At 67.9% G+C, this 26,383-nt stretch carries 24 protein-coding genes and 1 tRNA gene; 10 read left to right on the plus strand and 15 right to left on the minus strand.

What is annotated here, in order from left to right; genetic code table 11:
• Window positions 1–26 precede the first annotated feature (26 nt).
• On the minus strand, window positions 27–2,591 hold the full coding sequence (mprF, locus tag RI032_RS14440; protein ID WP_071306473.1) for a bifunctional lysylphosphatidylglycerol flippase/synthetase MprF: 2,565 nt from the start codon (window positions 2,589–2,591) through the stop codon (window positions 27–29).
• 191 nt (window positions 2,592–2,782) lie between these two features.
• On the opposite strand from mprF, the gene RI032_RS14445 reads away from it, so the two are divergent.
• Entirely contained in the window at window positions 2,783–3,130 is a 348-nt protein-coding gene (locus RI032_RS14445) for a RidA family protein (RefSeq protein WP_005410556.1), read from the plus strand.
• Window positions 3,131–3,181: 51 nt separating this feature from the next.
• On the opposite strand, the gene rnfB is transcribed toward RI032_RS14445, so the two are convergent.
• From rnfB to RI032_RS14490, 9 genes are all read right to left on the minus strand, one after another.
• The gene (gene rnfB / locus RI032_RS14450; protein ID WP_134958901.1) at window positions 3,182–3,595 is read right to left on the minus strand and encodes an Rnf electron transport complex subunit RnfB; all 414 of its coding nucleotides are present in this window, start codon (window positions 3,593–3,595) and stop codon (window positions 3,182–3,184) included.
• A 25-nt stretch (window positions 3,596–3,620) separates the two neighbouring features.
• Window positions 3,621–4,211 (minus strand): HAD family hydrolase, encoded by a 591-nt coding sequence (locus RI032_RS14455; RefSeq protein ID WP_010482899.1) that lies wholly within the window; start codon window positions 4,209–4,211, stop codon window positions 3,621–3,623.
• Window positions 4,212–4,287: 76 nt separating this feature from the next.
• Window positions 4,288–6,369 (minus strand): methionine--tRNA ligase, encoded by a 2,082-nt coding sequence (gene metG / locus RI032_RS14460; protein WP_049411854.1) that lies wholly within the window; start codon window positions 6,367–6,369, stop codon window positions 4,288–4,290.
• A gap of 97 nt (window positions 6,370–6,466) precedes the next feature.
• Window positions 6,467–6,910, minus strand: coding sequence for a DUF2147 domain-containing protein (locus RI032_RS14465; RefSeq protein WP_005410552.1), 444 nt, complete (start codon window positions 6,908–6,910; stop codon window positions 6,467–6,469).
• A gap of 379 nt (window positions 6,911–7,289) precedes the next feature.
• Window positions 7,290–7,694 (minus strand): SMU1112c/YaeR family gloxylase I-like metalloprotein, encoded by a 405-nt coding sequence (gloA2, locus tag RI032_RS14470; RefSeq protein WP_057504302.1) that lies wholly within the window; start codon window positions 7,692–7,694, stop codon window positions 7,290–7,292.
• Window positions 7,691–8,761 carry a serine hydrolase domain-containing protein gene (locus tag RI032_RS14475; protein WP_322547188.1) on the minus strand — a complete coding sequence of 357 codons (1,071 nt, stop codon included), beginning with the start codon at window positions 8,759–8,761 and terminating at the stop codon, window positions 7,691–7,693. The genes gloA2 and RI032_RS14475 overlap by 4 nt, the downstream gene beginning before the upstream one ends.
• A gap of 16 nt (window positions 8,762–8,777) precedes the next feature.
• The gene (locus RI032_RS14480) at window positions 8,778–10,718 is read right to left on the minus strand and encodes a DUF885 domain-containing protein (RefSeq protein ID WP_322547189.1); all 1,941 of its coding nucleotides are present in this window, start codon (window positions 10,716–10,718) and stop codon (window positions 8,778–8,780) included.
• A 94-nt stretch (window positions 10,719–10,812) separates the two neighbouring features.
• Window positions 10,813–11,598 carry a queuosine precursor transporter gene (locus RI032_RS14485; protein ID WP_049437362.1) on the minus strand — a complete coding sequence of 262 codons (786 nt, stop codon included), beginning with the start codon at window positions 11,596–11,598 and terminating at the stop codon, window positions 10,813–10,815.
• A complete protein-coding gene (locus RI032_RS14490; RefSeq protein WP_005414135.1) occupies window positions 11,595–12,290 on the minus strand; it encodes a DUF502 domain-containing protein in 696 nt (231 codons plus the stop codon). Before RI032_RS14490 ends, RI032_RS14485 begins: the two co-directional genes overlap by 4 nt.
• 76 nt (window positions 12,291–12,366) lie before the next feature.
• Between RI032_RS14490 and RI032_RS14495 the strand changes: the two genes are divergently transcribed.
• On the plus strand, window positions 12,367–13,683 hold the full coding sequence (locus tag RI032_RS14495) for a hypothetical protein (RefSeq protein ID WP_126559420.1): 1,317 nt from the start codon (window positions 12,367–12,369) through the stop codon (window positions 13,681–13,683).
• 8 nt (window positions 13,684–13,691) lie between these two features.
• Here RI032_RS14495 and RI032_RS14500 read toward each other — a convergent pair whose 3' ends face one another.
• The 5 genes from RI032_RS14500 to trxA all read right to left on the minus strand — a co-directional run bounded on the left by RI032_RS14500 (window position 13,692) and on the right by trxA (window position 19,269).
• On the minus strand, window positions 13,692–14,408 hold the full coding sequence (locus RI032_RS14500; protein ID WP_125437975.1) for a hypothetical protein: 717 nt from the start codon (window positions 14,406–14,408) through the stop codon (window positions 13,692–13,694).
• Window positions 14,409–14,453: 45 nt separating this feature from the next.
• The gene (locus tag RI032_RS14505; RefSeq protein WP_010482929.1) at window positions 14,454–14,906 is read right to left on the minus strand and encodes a DUF4442 domain-containing protein; all 453 of its coding nucleotides are present in this window, start codon (window positions 14,904–14,906) and stop codon (window positions 14,454–14,456) included.
• A 75-nt stretch (window positions 14,907–14,981) separates the two neighbouring features.
• Window positions 14,982–16,607, minus strand: a complete 1,626-nt coding sequence (locus RI032_RS14510) for a CHASE2 domain-containing protein (RefSeq protein WP_010482931.1) — start codon at window positions 16,605–16,607, stop codon at window positions 14,982–14,984.
• Window positions 16,604–18,304 (minus strand): FecR family protein, encoded by a 1,701-nt coding sequence (locus RI032_RS14515; RefSeq protein ID WP_043402713.1) that lies wholly within the window; start codon window positions 18,302–18,304, stop codon window positions 16,604–16,606. The genes RI032_RS14510 and RI032_RS14515 overlap by 4 nt, the downstream gene beginning before the upstream one ends.
• A 107-nt stretch (window positions 18,305–18,411) precedes the next feature.
• Window positions 18,412–19,269: a thioredoxin gene (gene trxA, locus RI032_RS14520; RefSeq protein ID WP_019336992.1), complete on the minus strand. Its 858-nt coding sequence runs from the start codon at window positions 19,267–19,269 to the stop codon at window positions 18,412–18,414.
• A gap of 125 nt (window positions 19,270–19,394) precedes the next feature.
• On the opposite strand from trxA, the gene RI032_RS14525 reads away from it, so the two are divergent.
• The 8 genes from RI032_RS14525 to RI032_RS14560 all read left to right on the plus strand — a co-directional run bounded on the left by RI032_RS14525 (window position 19,395) and on the right by RI032_RS14560 (window position 26,294).
• The gene (locus tag RI032_RS14525; protein WP_322547190.1) at window positions 19,395–20,006 is read left to right on the plus strand and encodes a DUF998 domain-containing protein; all 612 of its coding nucleotides are present in this window, start codon (window positions 19,395–19,397) and stop codon (window positions 20,004–20,006) included.
• A gap of 105 nt (window positions 20,007–20,111) precedes the next feature.
• Window positions 20,112–22,754, plus strand: coding sequence for a leucine--tRNA ligase (gene leuS, locus RI032_RS14530; protein ID WP_322547191.1), 2,643 nt, complete (start codon window positions 20,112–20,114; stop codon window positions 22,752–22,754).
• 136 nt (window positions 22,755–22,890) lie between these two features.
• Window positions 22,891–23,475, plus strand: coding sequence for an LPS-assembly lipoprotein LptE (locus RI032_RS14535; protein WP_043402708.1), 585 nt, complete (start codon window positions 22,891–22,893; stop codon window positions 23,473–23,475).
• A gap of 9 nt (window positions 23,476–23,484) precedes the next feature.
• Window positions 23,485–24,522 carry a DNA polymerase III subunit delta gene (gene holA / locus RI032_RS14540; RefSeq protein WP_043402706.1) on the plus strand — a complete coding sequence of 346 codons (1,038 nt, stop codon included), beginning with the start codon at window positions 23,485–23,487 and terminating at the stop codon, window positions 24,520–24,522.
• Between the two features lie 3 nt (window positions 24,523–24,525).
• A complete protein-coding gene (nadD, locus tag RI032_RS14545) occupies window positions 24,526–25,191 on the plus strand; it encodes a nicotinate-nucleotide adenylyltransferase (RefSeq protein WP_010482945.1) in 666 nt (221 codons plus the stop codon).
• 58 nt (window positions 25,192–25,249) lie between these two features.
• A complete protein-coding gene (rsfS, locus tag RI032_RS14550; RefSeq protein WP_005418109.1) occupies window positions 25,250–25,660 on the plus strand; it encodes a ribosome silencing factor in 411 nt (136 codons plus the stop codon).
• 64 nt (window positions 25,661–25,724) lie between these two features.
• Window positions 25,725–26,195 carry a 23S rRNA (pseudouridine(1915)-N(3))-methyltransferase RlmH gene (rlmH, locus tag RI032_RS14555; RefSeq protein WP_005418108.1) on the plus strand — a complete coding sequence of 157 codons (471 nt, stop codon included), beginning with the start codon at window positions 25,725–25,727 and terminating at the stop codon, window positions 26,193–26,195.
• Window positions 26,196–26,217: 22 nt separating this feature from the next.
• Window positions 26,218–26,294 (plus strand) — tRNA-Asn (locus tag RI032_RS14560).
• The last annotated feature ends 89 nt before the right edge of the window (window positions 26,295–26,383 follow it).

Below are 26,383 nucleotides of genomic sequence, written 5' to 3' on the forward strand. Positions count from 1 at the left end.
CAAGCCATGCCTGACGCATCGCGGCTTCAGTTCCGCCGCGGATCCAGCGAGATCAGGCGCGTGGCATCCAGCAGCGCGGCCGGCAGATGCATGCCGCCGGGCGCCGCGAGATAGCGAGGCCGCCACTGCGGATCGAACTTCGACTTGAAGCGGCGCAGGCCACTGAAGCCATAGAAGCGTTCGCCATGCCGCGCCAGCAGGCCGGCCAGGCGGTTCCAGCGACCGGCCAGCCGATGCTGGGCCAGACCGGACAACGGCGCCATGCCCAGCGAGAAACGCGCATAACCCTGCGCGCGGCCCCACAGGAACAGTTCGATGAAGAGGAAGTCCATCGTGCCCTTCGGTGCTTCGTTGACGTGGCGCATCAGGTCGACCGACAGCTCGGCGCCGGCCGGTGCCTGCCACAGGTTGGCGAACGCCACGATCTGGCCTTCGGCCTCGACCAGCGCTACCGGGAAGCGCACCAGGTAGTCGGGGTCGTAGCTGCCCAGCGAGAAGCCCTTCTCATCGCCGGCCTTGTCTTCCAGCCATGCATTGGAAATTGCGTGCAGGCGCGGCAGCAGGCTGGGAATTTCCTCCACCGGTGCCACGCGGAAGGACAGGCCGCCGCGTTTGCCACGGTTCCAGGCCTGGCGCAGATCGGCGCGTTCGCGACCTTCCAGCCCGAAATCATGCAGCGGCACCATCGCTTCCTCGCCCAGCTTGACCAGGCCCAGGCCCAGGTCGAGGTAGGTCTGCCAGTAGGTCTCGCCCACCTGGTAGAACACCGGGCGCAGGCCCAGCCGGTCGGCTTCCTCGCGGAAGCGCCAGATCAGCGCGCGCGCCACGTCAGGCGGGCCGACCGGGTCGCCCATCGCGATCAGCGAACCGCCGTAGCGCTGCATCATCACGAAGCCCTGTTTCGCATCATCGCGCAGCACCGCCTTGTCGGCGGTCAGTACCAGGCAGGCCTGGGTATCGGTGGCGCCGGCCAATACCGGCGCCAGTGATTGCAGCGTGGCTTCGTCGGCGGCCGGCAGCGGGCTGCGGGTGCTGTGCAGCAGCCGCGCCAGGCCGAACATCACCAGCGCGATGGCTACCACCAGCAATGCACGCAGCGCGCGCGGTGCGTTGCCCGACACCGCGAACTGCCACCACAGCTCGTTCTGGTACTCGACATGGCTGTAGGTGAAGAACAGCAGCCAGGTGACCGCGACCAGCACCAGGCCGAGATTGCGCAGCCACGGCCACGACCAGGCTTCGTCCAGCAGCGCACCCTGGCGGTAGAACTCGCGACGTGCGGCCCACAGCGCCATCGCCACCAGCACTGCCGAGACGGCGATCAACAGTTGGCCACCGCGCAGCCACAGCGGCAACGGGGTGATCACGCACACCGCCATTGCCAGCATCCACGCGGCGTGGCTGCGTCGGGCCAGGCCCTGGCCGATCAGCAGCAGGGCGACGCCGCTGAGGCTGCCGATCAGGTGCGAGGTTTCCAGGATCGGCAGCGAGGCGTTCACCAGGTGACGGCGTGGCGTCGGCAGCGTGCCGTCGATGACCAGCGCGGCGCCGATGCTGAATACCGCCAGTGCGATGATCTGCGGCAGCCATGGGCGCAGCGCGTTCCAGCCAGCACGGGTTGCCCCGGCGCTGGCCTGCAGCGGCTGACGCAGGGCGGGCGCAAGGGCAAGCAGGGTGGCCAGCAGCAGCGGCAGCACGTAGTAGGTGACACGGTAGATCAGCGCTGCCGCCAGCACCGCTGCCGGTGCCACCTGCGGCAACAGCTTCAGCAGGCTCCACTCGAACACACCCAGGCCTGCGGGCACGGTGGAGACCAGGCCGGCCAGCACTGCCACCAGGTAGAGGCCGACGAAGCCCGGCAGGCCGGTCGGCGTGGAGTCTGGCAGCAGCACATAGAACGCGGCACTGGCCAGCACCAGCTCGATGACGCTGAGTACGGTGACACCGATCATGGTGCGGCGATCGGGCAGCCACAAGGCGTGACCGAGCACACTGAACTGCCGTCCGTCGCGGCCGACCAGCAGCACGGTGCCGAGATAGGCGAGCAGGGCAACGATGCCGACGATGCGCACGGCATCGGGATTCAATGGCAATGCCAACGCTGCCGCGGCGGGTTCCATGCACAGGGCCACGCTGATCAACAGCCATGCACCGAATACGAAACCGAGCGTGCTCATCAGCACCACCTGGCCGATCTGCGCCAGGTCCAGGCCGGCGCTGCGGTAGCCGCGCAGGCGCACCGCGCCACCGGTCAACGCGGCAAAGCCCACGGTCTGGCCCAGCGTGTGCGCAAGGAACGCGGTGATGCCGACGCGCGCCGGGTGCACGCGGATGCCGCTGCGACGCAGGCCGATGGCATCGAAGCCGATCAGGCAGGCGTAACTGGCCAGGCCGAGTACCACGGTGAGCGCGATCTGCGTGCCGCTGAGCTGCCGGAACGCCTGGCGGATCGCACGATAGCCGTGCTCGTCGAACTCATTGGCCAGGCCGTGCAGGGCCAGGGCGAGGATCAGCAGCGGGATGACGATGGTGGCAACCCGCTTCCAGGTTGGCGTGGAAGGGGCAGTGGTGGAATCGACGGGGGCGGTCATCGGCGCAAGGGTGCGGCAGGAGGGGCGAGGGCGGTGTCAACGCGGGCGTGGCGCATCGTGCGCCTGTCATCGTCATTTGACCAGTGGGACCGTCGGAGCCCGGTAGTGACTGTCGCGGAGGGTACCCGTGCACCCACCGTCGACCGGTTTGGAGGACAATGCAGGCCTGATCAACCGCAGGAGCCACGCCCATGATGGAGCGTTACGACGTCGGACCGCGCATGTCCGAAATGACCGTATACAACAAGGTCGCCTACCTCTCCGGCCAGATTCCGGAAGACACCAGCCAGGACATCACCGGCCAGACCCGGCAGGTGCTGGCGGAGATCGACAAGCTGCTGGCGCTGGTCGCCAGTGACCGCCAGCACGTGCTGCGCGCCGAAGTGTTCCTGGCCGACATGGCCGACTTCGACGGCATGAACAAGGCGTGGGACGAGTGGGTGGTTGAAGGCGCGACCCCGGCACGTGCCACGGTCGAGGCCAAGCTGGCCCACGCTGACTGGAAGGTCGAGATCGTGGTGACGGCGGCAGTACCGTAACGATTGAATGGGGTCAGATCCTTTTCGCTCAGGAAAGCGGATCTGACCCCGTTACAGCGGCACCAGCTCGATGCAGTCCACCGGGCATGGCGGGATGCACAGCTCGCAGCCGGTGCACAGATCGGCGATTACCGTGTGCATGTACTTGGCGCCGCCGACGATGGCGTCCACCGGGCAGGCCTGGATGCACTTGGTGCAGCCGATGCAGTCGGCTTCCACGATCAGCGCCACCTGCGGCGCCTTGTGCTCGCCGCGCGATCGATCGAAGGGAATGGCAGGTACTCCGAGCAGCTGCGCCAGTGCGCGCGCACCGGTATCTCCGCCCGGCGGGCAGCGGTCCACGCCTGCCTCGCCGCGAGCCATCGCCTGCGCATACGGGCGGCAACCGTCGTAGCCGCATTGCCCGCATTGGGTCTGCGGCAGCAGGCGGTCGAGGCGTTCGGTCAGGGGCGGGATCAGGCTCATGCGTGGCGAAGGCTGCGCGTTGGGGTCATTTCAGGGGTTTGCCACGGAACCAGCGCTCGTGGGCCAGGGCCAGCATCGGCTTGTCTTCGGAACTGTCCCCGTAGGCATGGATGCGCACGTAGCGCGACAGGTCGAACTGGCGACGGATGTGCTCAACCTTGCGCGGGCCACAGTCGCCACCGGCATAACGGCCTGTGAGGCGGCCGTCCTGGCTCTCCAGCCGGTTGCAGATCAACTGCAGGCCCAGCTGTTCGCACCATGGCCGCAGGTACAGGTCCAGCGAGCCGGACACGATCACCACGGTGTGCTGCTGTTCCTTGTGCCAGCGGATCTGCTCCAGCATTTCCGGGCGCACCACGTCGGGCAGGAACTCACGCGAGAAGCCGGCGGCCAGCGTGGCGATGTCATCGCTGTGGCGGTCGCTGAAGGTCAAACGGGTGACGCGCGCGCGGATGCGCTCGGCCGAGATCAGTTTCAGCTTGTACGCGGCCAGCCATGGACCAATCTTCCACCACGCCTGTGCCAGCTGTTCGGCGGTGGCCACGCGGCGCAGGAAACGGCCGTAGGTATCGCAGGTGGTCACGGTGTGGTCGAAGTCGAACAGCGCCAGTTCCATTCCGTTGCCTCCCATCGCGTTGCCCTGTGGCCGGTGCTGCCGGCGGGCGTGGCCGCAACCACGCCCGCTGCAGGCATCAGCGGACCGGCATGCCCGGCTGTGCGCCGCTGTCGGCGTCCAGCAGCGCCAGTGCGCCGCCGTCGAAACCGGCCGACAGGATCATGCCTTCGCTCAGGCCGAAGCGCATCTTGCGCGGGGCCAGGTTGGCGATGAACACCACGCTGCGGCCAACCAGCGTTTCCGGCTCGCCGTAGCTGCCGCGGATGCCGGAGAAGATCTGGCGCTTGCCCAGCTCGCCGGCGTCCAGTTCGAAGCGCAGCAGCTTGTCCGAACCTTCCACGAACTCGCAGACCAGCACCTTGCCGATGCGCAGGTCGAGCTTGGCGAAATCGTCGATGCCGATGTAGGCCGGGGCGTCGGCGCTCTTTGCGTCGTCCTTGGCCGGGGCCGAGGCGGCCGGCTTGACCGCTTCGGTCTTGGCGGCGGGGGCGGCGGCAGCGGCCGGCTGCAGGGTGTCCTTGGAGGCGTCGATCATGGCGTCAATCTTCTTCGGGTCGATACGGGTGAACAGCGGGGTGTAGTCGGTGATGCGGTGGCCCAGCAGCGGCTGCGCCAGTTCGGTCCAGTCGTTGACCGGCGCGGCCAGGAAGGCCTCGGCCTGCGCGGCGGTGGCCGGCAGCACCGGCTTCAATGCGGTGACCAGCACGCGGAACAGGTTCAGGCCCTGGCTGCACACGGCCTGCAGCTGCGCGTCGGCGCCTTCCTGCTTGGCGATGACCCACGGCTTGACGTCGTCGATGTAGCGGTTGGCTTCGTCGGCCAGGGTCATGGTCAGGCGGATCGCCGCGGCCGGGTCGTTGCGCTCGTAGGCTTCACGGATCGGCGCCAGGCCGTCGACGAAGCGCTGGTACTGCGCGGCATCAGGCAGCTGCGCGGCCAGCTGGCCGTCGAAGCGCTTGCTGATGAAGCCGGCGCAGCGGCTGGCCAGGTTGACGAACTTGCCGACCAGGTCGGCGTTGACGCGGGCGATGAAGTCACCCAGGTTCAGGTCGAGATCGTCGACGCCTCCGCCGGACTTGGCGGCGTAGTAGTAGCGCAGCGCTTCCGGTTCCAGGCCGGCGTCGAGGAAGGTGCGGGCCATCACGAAGGTGCCGCGCGACTTGCTCATCTTGGCGCCGTCCACGGTCAGGTAGCCGTTGACGTGCAGGCGGGTCGGCGCGCGGTGGCCGGTACCGTGCAGCACCGCCGGCCAGAACAGGCCGTGGAAGTTGACGATGTCCTTGCCGATGAAGTGGTGCAGCTCGGTGGCGGTACCGGCGCGCAGATGCGCTTCGAAGTCCTCGCCGATCCTGCCGCACAGAGTCTGGAAGCTGGACAGGTAGCCGATCGGCGCGTCCAGCCAGACGTAGAAGTACTTGCCCGGCTGGCCGGGAATCTGGAAACCGAAGTACGGTGCATCGCGCGAGATGTCCCACGCGCGCAGGCCACCTTCGGCATTGAGCCACTCACCGAGCTTGGCCTTCACGCCCGGCAGGGCGACGTCGCCGGTCAGCCATTCGCGCAGGAACGCGTCGAAGTGGCCCACCTCGAAGAAGAAGTGCTCCGAATCGCGCATTTCCGGCGTGGCACCGGAGATCACCGAACGCGGTTCCTTCAGGTCGGTCGGCGCATAGGTCGCGCCACAGACTTCGCAGTTGTCGCCGTACTGGTCGGGGCTGCCGCAGTTCGGGCAGATGCCCTTGACGTAGCGGTCGGGCAGGAACATGCCTTTGGCCGGGTCGTAGAACTGCGCCACCGAACGGCGGCTGATGTGACCGGCCGCTTCCAGCTTCAGGTAGAACTGCTCGGTCAGCGCCTTGTTGGCCGCCGAATTGGTCGAGTCGTAGTGGTCGAAGGCCACGCCGAAGGCGGCGAAGTCACGTTCGTGGCTGGCCTGGATGTTGGCGATGAAAGTTTCCGGGGTGACCCCGGCCTTTTCCGCGGCCAGCATGATCGGCGTGCCGTGGGTGTCGTCGGCGCAGACGAACCAGGCCTTGCCGCCGCTCATTCGCCGCGCACGCACCCAGATGTCGGCCTGGATGTAGCCGACCAGGTGGCCCAGGTGCAGCGGGCCGTTGGCGTAGGGCAGGGCGGTGGTGACGAGCGCGGTACGGGTCATGGTCGCGGGGTGAAGCCGAGGGGAACCGCAGAGTATCGCATGCCCGCAACGAGGTGACCCGGCCGGGGCCGGGTCACGGGGGTGAAGCGGGAGGCGCTTATTCGCGCTGCCAGGTCTGCGCGCGGCAGATGAAGGCGATGCAGCCGGACACGTCAAGCCTGGTTCCGCCGGGCTGCAGTTCCATCTTCGACTTGTAGGTCTTGCCATTGGCCGGATCGAGGATGGTGCCGCCGGACCACTTGTTGGCGCCGTCGGCCTTCAGGTTCCAGAGGATGGTCATGCCCTTCACCGGCTTGTTCCTGTTGGCGCCTTCACAGCCGTCACAGACCGGGTTCGGGCCCTTGTCCGAGTGCAGGATGTCGACCACCTTGCCGGTCAGGGTGCCGTTGGCGGCCTGGGTGATCTCGACGATCGACTTCACCTTGCCGGTCTTGTCGTCGATGGTCTTCCAGCGGCCGGCGGCGCCATCGGCGGCCTGCGCCGAGAGCGCGGCCAGGCACAGCGGCAGTGCCAGCAGCAGGGTCTTGAAGGTCTTGCGCATGGTCCCCTCCCAGGGTTCATTCCGGCACGGTGCCGGTACGGGTCGACTGTATACCCATTCGGCGGGGTATGGGGAAGGGGGGGCTTTGCGGGGCTGCGCCCTGCACCCGCAGAGGCAACGGCAACAGCCGAACCAACCGCAACAGCGAGCTATCCGTGGGATGGCGGGGCGGTGTGGGTGGGCAGGACACGCCGTAAACCCATCCATGGGGGCTCGATGGCGCCATCCATGGCGCCAACGGTCCTGCCCATCCACACCGCCCCACCTCTGACAGATTCCTGCGATCTGCCGGAATGGAACGGCCTGCTCTTGGTGGGTGTCGACCTTGGTCGACACGTAGATCCATGCCGTGCATGGATGAATCACGATTGAAAAACGCTCAACCGACTTCGTACAGCTCCAGCGGCAGGCCATCCGGATCGGCGAAGAAGGTGAAACGGCGGCCGGTGTACTCGTCCACGCGGATCGGTTCGCAGGCGACGCCATGCGCGGCCAGGCGCTGGATGAAGGGTTCCAGTGCAGCCACCCGGAACGCGAGGTGGCGCAGGCCCTGGGCTTCGGGGCGGCTGGGGCGCGGTGGTGGTGAGGGGAAGGAGAACAGCTCCAGCTGGCCGCCGTCGGGCAGGGCCAGGTCCAGCTTCCAGGAGTCGCGCGCGGCGCGATGGTTCTCGGCCAGCACGCGCAGGCCGAGGATGCGCACGTAGAAGTCCTTCGAGCGTGCGTAGTCGCTGCAGATCAGCGCAGCGTGGTGGATGCCCAGCAGGGCGTAGGAACCGGGGGTCATTGCAGGGTGTCCAGCCAGCGCTGGGCGATCTTCTGCGCCAGCGGATAGGGTTCGGGATCGTTGCGGTTGGTCAGCACGATCACGGTCAGGTGCTTTTCCGGGTGGCGCACGATCACGTTGCGGAAGCCGATGCTCTCGCCGCTGTGCCATTGCACCTGGCCGTTCAGGCGCCAGCCGAAACCGTAATGCGGCACGTCCGGTTCCGATGTGGTCGTGGCCGGGCTGAACATCGCCCGGCGCGAGGCCTTCGACAGCAGGCGGTCGTCGTACAGCGACGCATCCCAGCGGGCGAGGTCGTCCAGCGAGGAATAGATCCCGCCGTCTCCCAGTACGGCGCTGGTGGTGCTCTGGTCGGTGCGCTGCCAGCGGCCGTCGATCCGGCTGTAGCCATAGGCGCGTGCGGCGACCGTGTCCACGCCGTCCTGGTGGGCCACGGTATGCGCCATGCCCAGCGGGCGGAAGATGCGCTCCTGCAGGAAGGTCGCGTAATCTTTCCCGGACGCGCGGCCGACGATCAGTGCCAACAGCGCGTAGCCGCTGTTGCTGTAGCGGTACTGCGTGCTGGGTGCGAAATTCAGCCGGTCCTCGTGCGACAGCAGGGTCAGCACGTCGGCGTCATGCACCTGCCGAGGGTCAGCCGGATCCATCAGGTCTTCGTAGTCGATCAGGCCGCTGGTATGCGAGAGCAGCTGGCGGATCGTGATGGCCGCCGCTGCCGGCGGCAGCTCGGGCAGCCACTGCCGGGCAGTCTGCTCCAGCCCGAGCCGGCCGTCTTCCACCAGCAGCAGCACCGCCGCGGCGGTGAACTGCTTGCTGACCGAGGCCAGCCGGAAGTTGCTTGCCGCGGTGACCGCAGTACCGTCTTCCACTACCGCCAGGCCGTAGCCGCGACGGAACACCGGTTGCCCGTCGTGCAGTACCAGTACCGCAGCGCCGGGTACCTGACCGTCGTAGGCCTGCATCAGGCCGTCGATGCCCGCATCCGGTGGAGTCAGCACCGGTGCGGCGCCGCCCGCCACTGGCAGCAGGCCCAGCACGACGGCGAACAGGGCGACGGCAGCGCGCATGGCGGCTCCGGAGGGGTCAGGGTGAAGGGGCAGGTGTGGCGCTGGCGGGCTGCGCCATCCAGCGTTCCATCTTGCGGTCCAGCACGTCCAGCGGCATCGATCCGTCCTTCAGCAGTTCGGCGTGGAAGCGGCGCAGGTCGAAGGCGGCGCCCAGACGGCTCTTGGCCTTGTCGCGCAGGGCGACGATGGTGGTCAGGCCGGCCACGTTGGACAGCGCCTGGCCGGGCTGGGCCATGATCCGCTCGACTTCGGCGTTGGCGTCGTCACTGCTCATGTCCACGGTCTTCTGCAGGTAGGCCACGGCCTGCTGCTTGCTCCAGCCCTGAGCGTTCACGCCGGTGTCGGCCACCACGCGGGCAGCACGCAGCAGGCGCGAATACAGGTAGCCGATGCGGTCGTAGGGATCGGTGTAGATGCCGAGGTTCTCACCCAGCGTTTCGGCATACAGGCCCCAACCTTCGACGAAGGCGAGGTCGCCACCGAGGCGGCGGAAACGCGGCAGCTTGGCCAGCTCCTGCTGCAGTCCCAGCTGCACATGGTGGCCGGGGATTGCTTCATGCAGGTACTGCACCGGCACGTTCCAGCGCTTGCGGCTGGGCAGGTCGCGGGTGTTCACGTACAGCACGCCCGGTTGCCCGGCCGCAGACGGCTGGTAGGCCGCTGCTGCAGCCGTCAGCGCACGCTCCGGTTCCACTGCGCGCACGTCCAGCGTGGACTTGGGCAGGGTATCGAGCACCTGCGGCAGGCGTGCGTTGACCTGCTGCTGCACCTGGCGGTAGCGGTTGATCAATGCGTTGGCGTCACCGTACTGGAACTGGCGATCGTTGCGCATGCTGCGCAACAGCTTGGACGGCGTGCCACGCAGCCTGGCATCCTTCATCACGGTGGCGATCTGCGCCTGCAGCTCCTGCACGCGCTGTTCGCCCAGTGCGTGCAGCTGCGCCGCGGTCTGGTCGCTGGCAGTGGTCTGCACGATCAGGTTGGCGTACCAGGCCTGGCCATCGGGCAGTGCGCCCAGGCCGCTGCTGGCGCGCGTGGCCGGCAGGTATTCGGTGGCGATGAATCCGCGCAAAGCACGGTAGGCCGGCATGATGCGCAGCTCGATCATGCGCTTGTATTCGGCGCTGATGCGCGCCTTGTCCTCGGCCGCGATGGTGTTGGGCATGGTGCGGATCGGCGACCAGAAGATGCTCTCTTCAGCGGTTGGCTTGATCACCGCATCCAGCTGCGGCAGCACCTTCTCCATCAGGTCGCGCGGCTGCACCACGCCGGCCTTCATGCCCTGGCGCATGTTGTCGATGGCCTGGTCGAACAGCTCGGGAATGCCCAGCGAGCGGCGCGACCAGGTGTCGTAGTCCTGCACGGTGTTGAACGGCTGTGCGCCGGCTCCCGCGCCGAGGATCGCCATGATGCTGCCGACGTTGTAGTACTGGCTGATCGGCATCATCCAGCTTGGATAGCGCTCGGCGGCCAGCGATGCGCGCGCGTCGCGCACGAAGATCTCGTAGCTGAGCAGGTCCTGGCCCTGCAGGCCGTCGCTGCCGAGTTTCTCGACCTTGCCCAGCCACTCGGTGGTGAAGTCGTGCGATTGCTGGCGCCATGCGGCGGACAGGATGTTGGGCAGCTGGTCGTTGTAGCGGGCCTCGCCCTGGAAGGTTGCCTGCAGCGGATTCAACCGCATCGAGGCATCCCAGTATTCGTCGTACAGGCGCTCCAGCTGCACCTGCTTGGGCACGGCCCGGGCCGCTGCGACCGGACGCGGCGCGGCGCGGCGCGCCGAACTGCCACGGGCCGGCGCGGTGGCGCGGGCGGGCCGGGCCTTGGGCTTGGCGGCTTGGCGGGTCTGCGCGGCGGCAGGGCGGCTGGCCTTCTTCTTCGCTGCTTCGGCCGACGGCACGGCGCTGAACAGGAACAACGCGGCGATGGCGACGGCCAGGGCGCGGGTGGGATGCGGCATCAGGAGCTTCCGTGGAACACAGACCGTGGAGCTTGCACGATCCGGCCGCGTACGGCCAGCGTGAAGGCGCAGTCAGCTTTCCGCTGCTGGGGCTTCAGTCAGCCGCAGCGGCAGCCCGCAACGATGCGGCCCGCTCGGCACCCAGATAGCGGGTGATGGCACGCCGCATCAGGTACAGCAACGGAATCAGTGCGATCGCAAAGCCCATCTTGTAGATGTAGTTGACGCTGCTGACCGCCAGGAACAGCGAGGTCGGCCAGTGTTGCGGGCCCAGCACGAAGGCGATCCAGATCACCACGAAGCTGTCCACCACCTGCGAGATCGCGGTCGATCCGGTCGCACGCAGCCACACGTGGCGCTCACCGGTCGCCTGGCGGATGCGATGGAACACGGCCACGTCGATCAGCTGGCCGAGCAGGAAGGCCACCAGCGAACCGGCGATGGTCCACATGCCCTGGCCGAACACGGCTGCGAACGCGGCCTGGTAATCGGGCACGCCGTGGCCATCCATCGACGTGACCCACCAGCTGGCCGGCGCCAGTGAAATGGCGGCGAAGGCGAACAGGAAGCCGTAGCCGATCAGCACCACCGCCAGCCACGAGATGAAGCGCACGCCGCGCTTGCCGAAGAACTCGTTGATGGTGTCGGTCATGATGAACACCACCGGCCACAGCAGGGTGCCGGCGGTGAAGCTGAGCGAGCCGGTCTGGCCGAACAGGTTCCAGTTCAGCGGAGCGATGCCGAGGGTGTCTTCCAGCGCGAAGATCTTCACCCCGATCAGCTCGGCCAGCACCGCATTGCCGCAGAAGAACGCGGCCAGCACGATGAACAACAGGACCGCGCGGTCCTGCAGCGGGCGCTCGATCGGCGCCGGGGTCATTCGGTGCGTTCGCCGGTGCGTTCACCGGCGCGGGTGAACGGCACGCTGGACGGCGCCACGGCACCGCCGGAAATGATGAAGCTCATGGCCTGGTCGACGGTCCAGTCGGTCGGGGTCAGCAGTTCCACCGGCACGATTTCCAGGTAGCCCGAGGTTGGGTTCGGCGTGGTGGGCACGTACACCGCAGCCAGCTCACGGTCGGTGCCGTGTTCCTTGATCACGCGGGTGACCAGGCCGACCGATTTCATGTCGCGGTGCGGGAAGTCGATCAGCACCACGCGCTGGGTGCTGCCCGGCTCGGTCTGCAGCATGTCCAGCAGCTTCTTGGCACTGTCGTAGATGATGCTGGCCAGGGGGATGCGCTTGATGACCGCGCCGACCCAGCGCAGCAGGCGCTGGCCAAGCACGCGGCGACTGGCCACGCCCACCGCCAGGATCACCAGCAGGGTGGCCAGCAGGGCGATGGTGTCCTGGATCCACTCGGCGCGGACCCAGCCCAGATAGTGCGGGAAGCTGGTTGCGATCTGTTCGGACAGCGGCACCACCAGCGGGCTGGAAATACCCGACAGCAGCACGAACACGAACTTGACCACGACCCAGGTCAGCCAGATCGGCAGCAGGGTGAGCAGGCCGGTCAGGAACAGGCGCTGCAGGGAGGGGCGGGGGACCAGGGCGGGGGCTTCGAGCGACATGCGCGCATTGTAGCGGTCACTGCAGGTCGATTACGCTGGGAAATCGACTGCGGCAACGGCACATGGAAGGGAAGCTGTGTTGAAGATTCTGCGCGGACTGGGCTGGACCCTGGCAGGCCTGCTGGTGCTGGCCATCGTGGTGTGGTGCGCCTCGCGCATGTGGCCGGTACCCGAATCGCGGCTGCAGGCGCAGCAGCGACTGGAAGCACGCCTGCCGGCGACCGGGCACAACGGTTATGCCTTGTTGTGGACGCTGCCATTCGACGACCTGGATGCCCAGCAGCGCGAGCAGGCGCTGGCCGAGGATGTACGGCGCTGGGAGGCCGACCCACACGGTGGAGGCGGCGGCCGGACACACCTGGTGGCCAACCATGCCGAGCTGCACTCGCGGCCTGGTGCCAGTTGCGGGCCGGCCGCCAGCGGCTGTCTCGTCCAGGTCCGCGCGGACCCGCAACGCTTCGTGGAGGCCCACGCCGGCCACCAGCAGTTGCATGCGCGGCTGGATCAGCTGGCCGAAGCGGACTACTTCATGTCGCCGTTCCCGCCGAAGGGCGAGGGCATTCTGGTCCCGTTGCCGGCCTATGGCGTGGTGATGGACGCCACCAGCGCACGCGCGCTGGCGTACGTGCAGGGCGATATCGACGGTGCTCTGCGAGGTGCTTGCCGTGGCCTGCAGCTGGGCCGGCGGCTGGTGCCCGGCAGCAGTTATCTGGTCGAGAGCATCATCGGTGCCAGCCTGGTGCAGGCCAATGCCCAGCTGCTGGCCGACATGCTGGTTGAACTGCCTGCCGACCATCCGTTGCCAAGGGAATGCGAACAGGCGCTGCAGCCGCTGCGGGCCGAAGAGCAAAGCCTGTGCCGGGCAATGCAGGGCGAGTACGCGATGAGCCGGGCGGCGATCGAGACATCGGCGCGGGAGTTCGGCGGCGTGCTGGTGCTGGATCGCAGCAGCACCCTGGCCCGCGCGGCCGGCAATCTCGGCTGGGCCTGTGGCGCGGCAGCCACAGCGGCACTGGAAGTGGATCGCCCGTTGCCAGTGCCGGCGCCACCGCAGCATGACTTCGGTTGCCTGTCGAACGTCATGGGCTGCGTGCTGACCGATATCGCCGCGCCGATCTATCCTGCCTATTCGTCACGGCCACAGGATGCTGCGGCGATGGTGCGGCTGCTGGGGGCGCAGCGTTGGCTGCGGCAGCAGACGGATGATCCGGTGCACGCCCTGCAGCGGCTGCCGGCGCAGTTCCGCTCGCCGGTGCGGTCGCCGCAGCTGTCCGCCGATGGCCACCATCTGCAGGTGCCGCGTCGTTCGCCGCCGCGTGGCAACGCTGAGAGCCCGTGGTTGTCCGTACCGTTGGTGGCCGGCGCCGGCGCAACCGCCGCGGCCCGCGACTGAGCCGTGGCTCAGTCGGTGCCGGCCTGCGGATCGAATGCCCAGCCATCGCCGACCGTCTGCAGCGTCCAGCGACGGGTGCCGCGCAGTGGGTGCCAGCGCACGCTGTCCTTGTCGTTCTCGATGCTGCCTTCGACGCGCCTTACCTTGCGCGTGGAGAAGTTCACGCTCAGCGATTCGGTCTTTCCGGAATTGCGCATCACCGAATCCTGGTCGTAGCCGATCAGCGCGAACGCGCCGTCCTGCCAGCGGAAAGTGAAGGCGGTGGTACCCATCGACCAGCTTCCGGCGCTGGCGAATGAAAACAGCGCGACCTTCAACGTGCCACGCTGGATGCTGACACCCCCTTCTTCAAGCGGATCGCTCATCACCGGGTTCTCCGGGCGCGGAATCAGCTGATGGTCCTGCACCGCCAGCACATAGCCGGTTGGCCGTGACCACGCCACGGCGAGAATGCGCGGGTTGCTGTCATGCGGGGACGGGCCGAAGCCGTCGTGTTCGATGACGTTGCGCGGGTCCTGCTGGCGCAGTACCAGGACCAGATCAGCGCGGCCATCCTGGTCGAGATCGCCTTCGATGCTGGATTCAAGCGTCCAGCCGTTGGGCACGAAGCCGGCGGCAGTGGCAGCCTGTGCCGGCAGCGTCGGGTACTGCACCGGCGGCAGGTCCAGCGCATGGGCCGCGCACGGCAGGGTGCTCAGCAGTGCAGCAAGGGTGTACGGGCGCATCCGGGCCTCCATGGCAGAGGCCAGAGGATAGTGCCCCAGCGATGATCAGCGTGCGTGTGGCTTCAACCGCAGGTAGACCTGCTTGCGCACCTGGGCGACCACCTCGCCACTCTCATCGATCACGTCGTTGCTGAACCAGCGCAGCACCTTCTCGCCACTGGCCGCTTCGGCGCGCAGTTCGTCCAGCAGCGCGTCGTCGATGCGGAACGACGTCCGCACAATGCCACGGCCCGGCTTGAGGAAGTCGATGGCGCCGGCGCGGTCCCACACGTAGTAGTCGCGGCCGAGGATGTGCAGCAGGCCGAGCATCCAGAACGGATCGGTCATCGCGAACAGGCTGCCACCGAAGTGGGTACCGACGTAGTTGCGGTTCCATGGTCGCAGGCGCAGTTCGACATCGATCTGCCGGTAGTCCGGCGTGATGCGGGTGACGTGGATGCCGGTGAACAGGAACGGCGGCCAGAGATTGATACCGAAGCGGAACAGGCGGGCGTTCATGCGGATCCGGGAGCGCAGGGCGAGGCGCCCAGTCTAACCATTCGCATGCGTATGTTGCACCTCGGGCGGCGAGGGTCATGCCTCGCCGTCGATCACATACCCGTCGCGGCCGTTGGCCTTGGCCTGGTACAACGCGGTGTCGGCGCCTTCGACGAAATGGTGCGGTTGCAGCGTGCCGTCGGGTACGCGGGTGAACACGCCGATGGTGAGGGTGACGCCTGCTTCGCCGCCGTCACCGGGCGCCGGCAGTGCACGCACGCAGGCGATCAGGTCCTCGATGACCTGGCGTGCGCCTTCGGCCGGGGTATCCGGCAGCACCAGTGCGAACTCATCGCCACCGTAGCGCGCGGCCATGTCGCGTGGACGTCGCGCATGTGCACCGATCAGGCGCGCGACATCGCGCAGCACGCGGTCACCGACCTGATGCCCGTGGCGGTCGTTGTGGCGCTTGAAATGGTCAACGTCGATCAGCGCGAGGCTCAGGGATTTGCCACTGCGTCGCGCGGCATCGCATTCCTGTTGCAGCGACTGCTCGAAACGCAGGCGATTGCCGAGACCGGTCAGCGCATCGCGATTGGCCAGGCGGTGCCAGGCCGAGACTCGCCAGATCGCCCAGGCCAGCAGCACCAGCAGGATGCCCAGCATTGCGCTGGCCGGTGCCCACCACAGGTCACCGGCGCGCAACAGCAACCAGCTCAGCAGCGGTGGAAGCGGCAGCGAGCACAGCGCAGCAAGCCATGGCAGGCGCAGGCCGAGCAGGATCACGCACAGCGCCACCAGCACGCCGCTGATGGCGTGCTGCCAGAGGCGGGGCAGCAGATCGATCTGCTTGTGCTGCAGCAGCATCGACGCGATGTTGGCCTGGTACTCACTGCCGCTCATCCAGAACTCGCGGGTGGTCGGGGTCAGCAGCCGCGGTGCGATGCCGCTGGCGGTCATGCCTACCACGATGCGGCGACCATGCAGCATCGCCATGTCCACGTGACCATCCAGCACGTCGGCATAGGACACCTGTGGCAGGCGCTCGGGCGGCCCGGCATAGCGCACGCGCACGTAGTCGTTGCGCCGCCATTGGTAGGGCGAACCGATCTGCGGATCAGGGTCGGGCAGGCCGTGCACCGCGCCCGGCGGCAGGGCGGCCAGCGCCAGGCCCAGTGCCGGCCAGTGAGCCTGGCCGATGCCCGCATGCAGATACACACCGCGCGCGACGCCATCGCCATCCACTTCCACGTCGGTATGGCCGATCGCCGCGGCACTGGCCGCGATCTGCGGAATCGGCAGCATTTCCTCGGCCATGCGGTCGCCGGCGGCCGGCGCCGCGAGTACCGGCAGCACCACCCGGCCATTGCGGCGGATCGCTGCGGCCAGTTCATCGTCCTGGCGGCTGTCGCGTCGATCAGGTTCGGACAGCATCAGGTCCAGTGCGACGCGCTCGGCACCGGCGTCGGTCAGCCGGTCCAGCAGGCGGGCATGGATCGAGCGGGGCCAGGGCCATTGGCCGATGCGCTGCAGGCTGCCCTCGTCGATGGCCACGATCAGCACGCTGGGGTCGGGGCGGTAGTCCCAGTTGCCGACCATGGCGTCATAGGCGGCTTCGTCCTGCCGCCACAGCCACTGGCCCTGGCTGGCGATCACCGTCAGTACGCCGGCCAGCAGTGCCAGCAGGATCCGCTTCGACCACGGCAGCGGCGAGCGCCTCATAACAACAGCAACAGCAGCAGGGCGCCACCACCGGCGCCGTAGCACAGGCGGCAGGGCAGCTTGATCTGCTGGGCCGGTGAGTACTCGCCCGCATGACCGTCGTCGTCGATGTACTGCACACGCACATGCAGGGTGCCGCTCCACGGCCGCTTGAAGCTGACCTGCGGCTCGCTCACGGTCTGGTCGACCAGGGGCGTCCTGAAGTCGCCACGACGGTCCACCTGCACCCGGTACTGCTGGCCTTCGCTGCCGGCCTGCCATCGCAGGGTCAGCTCGCCATGCGCGGCTTCAGGCGGCTGCAGGGCAGGGTCGACCGGTTCATTGCTCAGTTGCAGGGGCAGGGCCTGGCCGTAACGGCCCTGGTGGCCGTTGCCATCGCGCGACGCCACCCGCCAGAAGTACTCGCCGGGCGGCAGCGGCTGCGCCAGGCGCAGGTCGGTGCCTTGGGTGCTCTGTTCCTGCAGCGGCTGCACGAAGCTCGGCTCGGCGGCGATCTGCAGCACGCTGCTGCGCGCGCCCGGCGCCTGGCTCCAACGGAAGCGCGGGCGGTCGCTGTTGACGGTCTGCCCATGCAGGGGGGTCACGGTGAGCGGCGGCGGGGGCTGGTCGCTGAGTTCGAAATCGGCGCTGGCGTCGAGGCCTTCCACGCCCTGCGCATCCACGGCGCGCAACAGGATGCGCAACTGGCCGGGGGGCAGGTCACCGATCGCCAGCCGGGTGTCGGCAGTGGTGGCGGCAAACAGCAGGATTTCCGGCGTCGCTGCCTGCACCACTTCCACACGGTAGCGCGCGGCGCCGTCGACGGGGTCCCAGGCGAGCAGGGTCGGCAGGGGCGCCAGGCGCACATCGTCGCTGCGCAGCTGCGGCGCGGGAAGAAGGGCGGAGACAGCGTCCGGTGCGGCATCGGCGCTGATGCTGCGGCTGGCCTGTCCAGGCTGGACCAGGCGTTTGCCGTGGGTGTTGCCGACCTGCACCTTGCCCTGCAGTACCTCGGTGGCAGCGACGTGGCCGGTGTCACCGGCGCTGACCCGGAATACGGTACCGCGCACGCTGCTGGTCGCCGTAGGTGCATCGATGATGTAGCGCGAGGCCGGGCCACGGGCAGGTGTCACCCGGTTGCTCGCGCGGCCCTGCTGCAGGCGCAGGCGGGTATCGACCATGCCGGTGTGGCCGTAGCGGCTGAGCTGGTCCAGGCGCAGCCGGGAATACTCGCGCAGCTGCAGGCGCGAGGCGTCGGCGAATTCAAGCGTGACGCTGGAGTCGCCTTCGGTCTGCACGGTGTCACCAATGCGAAGTTGTTCCCCGGCGAGTATCGCGCGCGTGGCGCTGCCATCGGCGCCGGACAATTCGACCTTGCCGCGCACCGACAGCACGCGGGCAGGTGCCGGTTCGATGCGCAGCCAGCTGATCGGGAAGCGCAGCAGCTGGCCCGGCGGCAGCTGGTAGGGGTTGTCGATGCGGTTGTGCTGTTGCAGCTGCTGCCAGCGCACCGAGGGCTTGAGGTACAGGCCTCCCAGATCCCACAGGGTATCGCCGGGACGGACCCGGTAGTTCCAGTCCTGGGCGGCGGCGATGGCCGGCAGGAAGAGAAGAGCGCAAAGCAGCGCGCCCTGGAAGCGCATGGCGAACGACAGCGAGCGGACGAAGGTCACAGTTTGCAATCCCGGCAATGCGGGGGCGCAGCTGCAAGACCCCATGGCCCCGACCTCATCCCCCCGAACGGATCGTGGCGGCCGTACGGCCGCCATCCCGCGCATTATTGCCCGCGTTCAGTGCAGGGATTCTGAACGAAGTGGGTTTCCGTTCAGAACAGCAGGGAGGCCATCCGGCGGCGGTACTGGCCGACCAGGTCCTCGTCGGAGATCACATTGAAGGCGTCGATCAGGGCCTTGCGCGGCAGTCCGTCCTCGAACGTGCGGTCGATCCGCAGCATTTCCAGGAACTGGGCCAGTGCGGCTTCGTCGTGGCCACCGAGCAGCAGCTGTACGCCGCGCAGGTGGCGTGCCTTGAGGTCCTTGCCATCGGTGGCGATGCGGGCGTCCAGCACTTCAGCGGCCGGGGCGTCCTTCAGGGCTGAGGCGAAGGCCAGCCGGGCGCGTGCACGCACAGCCCGGTCGTCGGTGGACAGGTTGGCGGGCAGGCCGTCAATCAGCAGGCTGGCTTCATCGACGCCACCGATCTGCAGCAGGGCCAGCGCCAGGTCGAGTTTCAGCTCGTCCTTGTCCGGCTCGGCGGCGATCTGCGCGCGCAGTACGTCTACCTGCGCCTGCGGGTCCAGCGGGGCTTCATCTTCGGCGACGGCGTCGCCGATGTCGGCCGGCACGATGCCGTGCTGGGCCAGGAACTCACGCAGTTGGCCTTCCGGGATGGCCCCTGGGAAGCCGTCCACCAGCTGGCCGCCCTTGACCAGGAACACGGTCGGCACCGAGCGGATCTGGAAGGCGGCGGCGATCTGCTGTTCCTTGTCGACGTCGACCTTGGCCAGTTCGAAGGCGCCGTTGTACTCGGCAGCCAGCTTTTCCAGCATCGGCCCCAGGGTCTTGCACGGCCCGCACCAGGTGGCCCAGAAGTCGACCAGCACCGGCGTCTGCAGCGACTTCTGCAGGACTTCGGCCTCGAAGGTCGCAGTGGTGGCGTCGAATACGTAGGTCGTCTCGGTCATGGGGGGAAGCATCGTTTGGCGTCTGGAGACCGATTCTATGGTGACGATCGATGCCGGTCTCAACCCGGGTTGTAGTAAATGCCTGACAATGCAGGCTTCCTGTCGCCGTTCTTTCCGGAGCCTGCATGTCGTCCCTGTCCCCGTTGCTGCGCCTGTCCGGCCTGTCCGGCCTGGTCGCCGCGCTGCTGTTCGTGCTGGCGGTGCTCGGTTTCGGTGCCGGCCTGGACGGCTACGCGCAGGCCCGCCACCCGGTAGCGCTGCTGGGGGCACAGGGGGTGCCGCATGCGCTGGCCTTCAATCTGCTGGGCTTCGTGCTGCCGGGGCTGCTTGCGGTGGTTGTGGCCGAGTGCCTGCGCCGCAGGCTGCCGGCAACCGCCGGCTGGGCGCCGCGGGTGGGCAGCCAGATGCTGCTGCTGGCCGGGTTGGCGTTCGCCGCGATGGGGTTGCTGCCGCTGGATGTGGACGACCTGCACGGGCCGGCCAGCCAGCTGCATGCCAGCGCCTGGATGATCTGGGTGCTGGGTTTTGTCGCCGGGACCTTGTTGCTGGGCACGTCGCAGGTGCGCCAGGCGCATGGGCGCGCGCTGGGCGCCGCGGCGCTCGCCTGTGGTGTGCTGGCCGCGCTGGCGGCGTTTGCCCTGCAGGGCGTGCTGCCGGCGCCGCTGGCACAACGGCTTGCGTTCGCCTGCTGGGCGGTCTGGCTGGCCTTGGTGCTGCCACTGTCGCGACCGCGCTGAGACCGGCGCCGGACGCCCGCGGCGCCGGCATCCGGCAGGCAGGATTGGAGACGTTTGCCGCACTGCGGTACGCTGTACCGCTTTGCCGCCGCAACCGCGTGTTCCATGACCAGCGCTGAAACCAACGCCTACGACCCGCAGCAGGTTGAATCCGACGCCCAGCAGTACTGGGACGCCACCCGTGCCTTCGAGGTCGACGAGACTTCGGACAAGCCGAAGTACTACTGCCTGTCGATGCTTCCGTACCCGTCCGGTGCGCTGCACATGGGCCACGTGCGCAATTACACGATTGGCGACGTGATCAGCCGCTACAAGCGCATGACGGGTCATAACGTGCTGCAGCCGATGGGCTGGGACGCGTTCGGCTTGCCGGCGGAAAACGCCGCGATCAAGAACAAGACCGCGCCGGCGGCGTGGACCTACAAGAACATCGACCACATGCGCAGCCAGCTGAAGTCGCTGGGCTATGCCATCGACTGGTCGCGCGAGTTCGCCACCTGCCGCCCGGACTATTACGTCCACGAGCAGCGCATGTTCACCCGCCTGATGCGCAAGGGCCTGGCCTACCGCCGCAACGCGGTGGTGAACTGGGACCCGGTCGACCAGACCGTGCTGGCCAACGAGCAGGTCATCGATGGCCGCGGCTGGCGCTCCGGCGCCCTGGTCGAGAAGCGCGAGATCCCGCAGTGGTTCCTGCGCATCACCGATTACGCCCAGGAACTGCTGGACGGCCTGGACGAGCTGGACGGCTGGCCGGAATCGGTCAAGACCATGCAGCGCAACTGGATCGGCCGTTCCGAGGGCCTGGAAATCCAGTTCGACGTACGTGACGTGGACGGCGGCGTGCTGGATCCGCTGCGCGTGTTCACCACCCGTCCGGATACCGTGATGGGCGTGACCTTCGTGTCGATCGCCGCCGAACATCCGCTGGCCCTGCATGCGGCGAAGAACAACCCGGAACTGGCCGCGATGCTGGCCGACCTGAAGCAGGGCGGTGTGTCCGAGGCCGAGCTGGAAACCCAGGAAAAGCGCGGCATGGACACCGGCCTGCGTGCGCTGCATCCGGTCACCGGCGAGCCGGTACCGGTGTGGGTCGCCAACTTCGTGCTGATGGGCTACGGCACCGGTGCGGTGATGGCCGTGCCGGGGCATGACCAGCGCGACAACGAAGTGGCCAACAAGTATGGCCTGCCGATCAAGCAGGTGATCGCGCTGAAGGATGCGCGCACCGAAGAGGAGCGCACCTGGGATGGCAGCCGCTGGCAGGACTGGTACAGCGACAAGAGCCGTGCCTTCGAGCTGGTCAACTCGGCCGAGTTCGATGGCCTGGATTTCCAGGGCGCCTTCGAAGCCCTGGCCGAACGATTCGAGCGCAAGGCCCAGGGCCAGCGCCGCGTCAACTACCGCCTGCGCGACTGGGGCGTGAGTCGCCAGCGCTACTGGGGCTGCCCGATTCCGGTGATCTACTGCGCCAAGTGCGGTGCGGTGCCGGTGCCGGAAGAACAGCTGCCGGTGGTGCTGCCGGAGGACGTGGCGTTCTCGGGTACCGGTTCGCCGATCAAGACCGATCCGGATTGGCGCAAGACCACCTGCCCGGACTGCGGCGGTGCGGCCGAGCGCGAGACCGATACCTTCGACACCTTCATGGAGTCGAGCTGGTACTACGCCCGTTACACCTCGCCGGGTGCCCGTGACGCCGTCGACAAGCGCGGCAACTACTGGCTGCCGGTGGACCAGTACATCGGTGGCATCGAGCACGCGATCCTGCACCTGATGTATTTCCGCTTCTACCACAAGCTGCTGCGCGACGCGCGGATGGTGGACAGCAACGAACCGGCGCGCAACCTGCTGTGCCAGGGCATGGTGATTGCCGAGACCTACTACCGCCCGAACCCGGACGGCTCGAAGGACTGGATCAACCCGGCCGACGTGGAAGTGCAGCGTGACGAGCGCGGCCGCATCACCGGCGCCACCCTGATCGCCGACGGCCAGCCGGTGGTGGTCGGTGGCACCGAGAAGATGTCCAAGTCGAAGAACAACGGCGTGGACCCGCAGGCGATGGTCGACAAGTACGGCGCCGACACCGTGCGCCTGTTCTCGATGTTCGCCGCGCCGCCGGAACAGTCGCTGGAGTGGAACGAAGCCGGCGTGGATGGCATGGCCCGCTTCCTGCGCCGCCTGTGGGCCCAGGTGCAGAAGCATGCTGCCGACGGTGCCGCTCCGGCACTGGATGTTGCAGCACTGGATGCCAACCAGAAGGCACTGCGCCGCAAGACCCACGAGACCATCGGCAAGGTCGGTGACGACTATGGCCGCCGCCACAGCTTCAACACCGCCATTGCCGCGGTGATGGAACTGATGAACGCGCTGGCCAAGTTCGAGGACGGCAGTGCGCAGGGGCGTGCGGTGCGCCAGGAAGCGCTGCAGGCCGTCGTGCTGCTGCTCAACCCGATCACCCCGCATGCCAGCCATGCCCTGTGGCAGGTGCTGGGCCACGGCGAGACCCTGCTGGAAGACCAGCCGTTCCCGCAGGCCGATGCCGGCGCGCTGGTGCGCGACGCGCTGACCCTGGCCGTGCAGGTCAACGGCAAGCTGCGTGGCACCATCGACGTGGCGGCCGACGCCGCGCGCGAGCAGGTCGAGGCACTCGCCCTGGCCGAGCCCAACGCGGCCAAGTTCATGGAAGGCCTGACGGTGCGCAAGATCATCATCGTGCCCGGCAAGATCGTGAACATCGTCGCCGCCTGATGTACCCCGCACCGGCCACCCGTATGGTGGCCGGTGCCATTCCGGTGCAGGGCCAGGCGTTTGATGGCCCTGCATTCACGCGGCTTCGGGCACGCTGTGTGTTGCCGTGATCGCCCGGCTCCGCCAGACTGTCTCCATGACCCGAATCCTGCTTGCCCTCGTTCTTGTCCTCGGCCTTGCCGGCTGCGGTTTCCATCTGCGCAACAAGCTGATGCTGCCGACCGACACGGCACCGGTGAAGGTGGTTTCCACTGCGCCGTACAGCGAACTGGTCAAGCTGCTCAACCGCAGCCTGCTGGCGTCTGGCGCCAGGCTGGCCGATGAGGACAGCAAGGAACCCAGTACCCAGCTGCAGGTGCTGTCCGAACGCTGGGGCGACCTGCCGATCGCCATCGACTCGCAGGGCCGTGCGCAGGAATACAGCCTGCGCTACGCGGTGATCTTCATCTTCCGTCGCGAAGACGGCAGCGAGCTGGTGCCACAGCAGGTGATCGAGCTGTCGCGCGACTACGTGTCACCGCCGACCGACGCCACCGGTACCACCACCGAACGTGAAATCCTGGCCAATGAACTGCGCCGGGAAATGTCCGCCTCGATCATCCGCCGCATCGACAGCGTGGTGCGTGCCGAGATCGAGAAGGGTGGCAGCCTGTCGGCGCCGAAGGACAAGCCGGTTGAAGGCGTGGAGCCGGCCGAGCCGGTTCCCGCAGCCAAGCGCTGAGTCGCGACGATGGAACTGCGTCCGGAGCAGCTGGCCAGCCAGGGCGCTGATACCGCGCTGGCGCCGGTCTACCTGATTGCCGGCCCGGAAACCCTGCGCGTGCTTGAGGCGGCCGACGCCATCCGCGCGCGCGCGCGCGCCGCCGGCATCGGCGAGCGGGAAGTGTTCGATGCCGATGGCCGTGATTTCGACTGGAACCAGCTCGATGCCAGCTTCAACGCGCCCAGCCTGTTCAGCGCCCGCCGGCTGGTCGAGGTGCGCCTGCCCAGCGGCAAGCCGGGCAAGGACGGGGCCGAGGTGATCAGCCAGTTCTGCGCCAATCCGGCGCCGGACGTGGTGCTGATGATTACCGCCAACGAATGGAGCAAGGCCCACCAGGGCAAGTGGGCCGAGGCGGTCAACCGCATCGGCGTGCTGTCGGTGGCCTGGGCGATCAAGCCGCACGAATTGCCGGACTGGATCGAGCGCCGCCTGCGTGGCAAGGGCCTGCGCGCGGACCCGGCCGCCGTGCAGCGCCTGGCCGAGCGGGTGGAAGGCAATCTGCTGGCTGCCGCCCAGGAAATCGACAAGCTGGCGCTGTTGGCCGACGGCCAGCCGCTGGACGTGGAACGGATGGAATCGCTGGTGGCCGACGCCGCGCGCTATGACGTGTTCCGGCTGGTGGAGGCGACGTTCTCCGGGCAACCGCCGGCGGTGCTGCGCATGCTGGCCGGCCTGCGCGGCGAGGGTGAGGCGGTGGCTGCACTGATGCCGATGGTGATCCGCGAACTGCTGGCCGGTGCTGGCCTGGCCCGGGTGCAGGCCCGTGGCGGCAACCTGGCCGCCGAAATGAAATCGCGCGGCATCTGGGAATCGCGGCAGGCGCCGTACAAGCGCGCGCTGCAGCGGCATCCGGAAAGCAAGCGCTGGGAGCGCTTCGTGGCCGAAGCCGGGCTGGTCGACCGCATCGCCAAGGGGCGCGCCGACGGTGATGCCTGGCTGGCGCTGGAGCGCCTGCTGGTGGCCGTGGCCGAACCGCGTGCCGTGCGCCTGCTGGCGCGGGCCTGAGCAATGAGTCTGCGGATCTATTACGGGGGCACCTTTGATCCGGTGCACCTCGGGCACCTGGCGATCGCGCGGGCTGCCCGTGACGAACTGCAGGTTGCCGTGCGCATGCTGCCGGCCGCCGATCCGCCGCACCGGGCCGTGCCAGGCGCCACGGCCGAGCAGCGCTGCACCATGCTGTCGCTGGCCATCGGCGACGAACCGGGTCTGCTGCTGGACCGTCGCGAGCTGGACCGTGCAGCGCGTTTCCCCGGTCGGCCGTCCTACACCGTGGACACCCTGCGCGAGCTGCGTGGCGAGCTGGGTCCGAGCCGGCCGCTGGCCTGGCTGGTCGGCGCCGACAGCCTGCTTGGCCTGTCCCGCTGGCACGAGTGGGAGGCGCTGTTCGGGCTGGCTCATTTCGTGGTGGCGGAGCGCCCGGGCAGCCCGTTGCAGGCTGCGGTGGATGGCGAGCTGGGCCGGGCGCTGGAAGGGCGCTGGGCCGACACCGAGCAGGCCCTGTTCGCCAGCCCGGCCGGGCGCATCCTGCGCCTGCACCACCCGCTGCGCGAGGAATCGGCCAGCGCCGTGCGTTCGCAGATCGCCGGCGGCGGCCCCTGGCGCGCCCTGCTGCCACCCGGCGTGGCGGACTATGTGGCTGCACACGGGCTGTACCGCCCGGCCACAGCGTGAATGGCGTAGCGGCGCCATCCCCGTATAATCGCCCCCACGTTTATCGAGTCGATCCACTTTGAGCAACCAGACCCAGCCCCAGACCATCAAGGTCGATCTGCCCAGCCCGCCGCCGTCCGTGCCGGAACTGCTGGCCAGCGTCCGCCAAGCCACCGAAGACCTGAAGGCCAAGGACCTGGTCGAGATCGACGTGCGCGGCCGGTCCAGCGTTGCCGACTACATGATTGTCGTTTCGGGCACCTCGACCCGCCACGTCAAGTCGATTGCCGATGAAGTGGTGCGCTTCGCCAAGAACATCGACGTGATGCCGCTGGGCGTGGAAGGCGAGCGTGAAGCCGAGTGGGTGCTGGTCGATCTGGGCGACGTGATCGTCCATGTGATGCTGCCGCGCGTGCGTGAGTTCTACGCCCTCGAGCGCCTGTGGACCGTCGGCGACCAGCCGCCGTCCAGCGACGACGAAGTGGCTTGAGCCACGCGTTGATGCATCCCTTCGACGGCGCCGATGGCGCCGTCGACGTTTTGGAGAACCGTTGATGAAAGCCCGCCTGATCGCCACCGGTGAACGCGCCCCCAGCTGGGTCGCGCAGGGCTTCGCCGAGTACCAGAAGCGGCTGTCGCACTGGCTGCCGTTCGAGCTGGTGGAAATCGAGCCCGGCCTGCGTGGCAAGGGGCGGGATCCGCGTCGGGCTACCGAAGACGAAGGCAAGCGGGTCATCGCCGCGCTGCCGAAGAATGCCTATGTGGTGGCCCTGGATGTGCCCGGCCGCCAGCTGAGTTCCGAACAGCTGGCACAGCGCCTGGAGCATTGGCGCGGGCAGGGCAGGGACCTGGCGTTCCTGATCGGTGGCCCGGAAGGGCACTCGCCGGAAGTCTCCGCGCTGGCCGATGAGAAGTGGTCGATCGGACCGCTGACGCTGCCGCACATGCTGGTGCGCCTGGTGGTGGCCGAGCAGCTGTATCGGGCTGCCGCAATGATTGCCAATCACCCCTACCATCGCGCGTGAAGAGTGGTTATACTAGTCGTCTGCCCGAATAGCTCAGCCGGTTAGAGCACTTGACTGTTAATCAGGGGGTCGTTGGTTCGAGTCCAACTTCGGGCGCCACTTTGAGAAACCTGCATCGCGAGATGCAGGTTTTTTTTTGCGTCTTTGTGGAGTCGAGCTTGCTCGACTGTTGTTGTGGAGCCGAGCCG

The sequence above is a fragment of the Stenotrophomonas geniculata genome (genome assembly GCF_034508895.1).
GTDB classification, from domain to species: Bacteria; Pseudomonadota; Gammaproteobacteria; order Xanthomonadales; family Xanthomonadaceae; genus Stenotrophomonas; species Stenotrophomonas geniculata.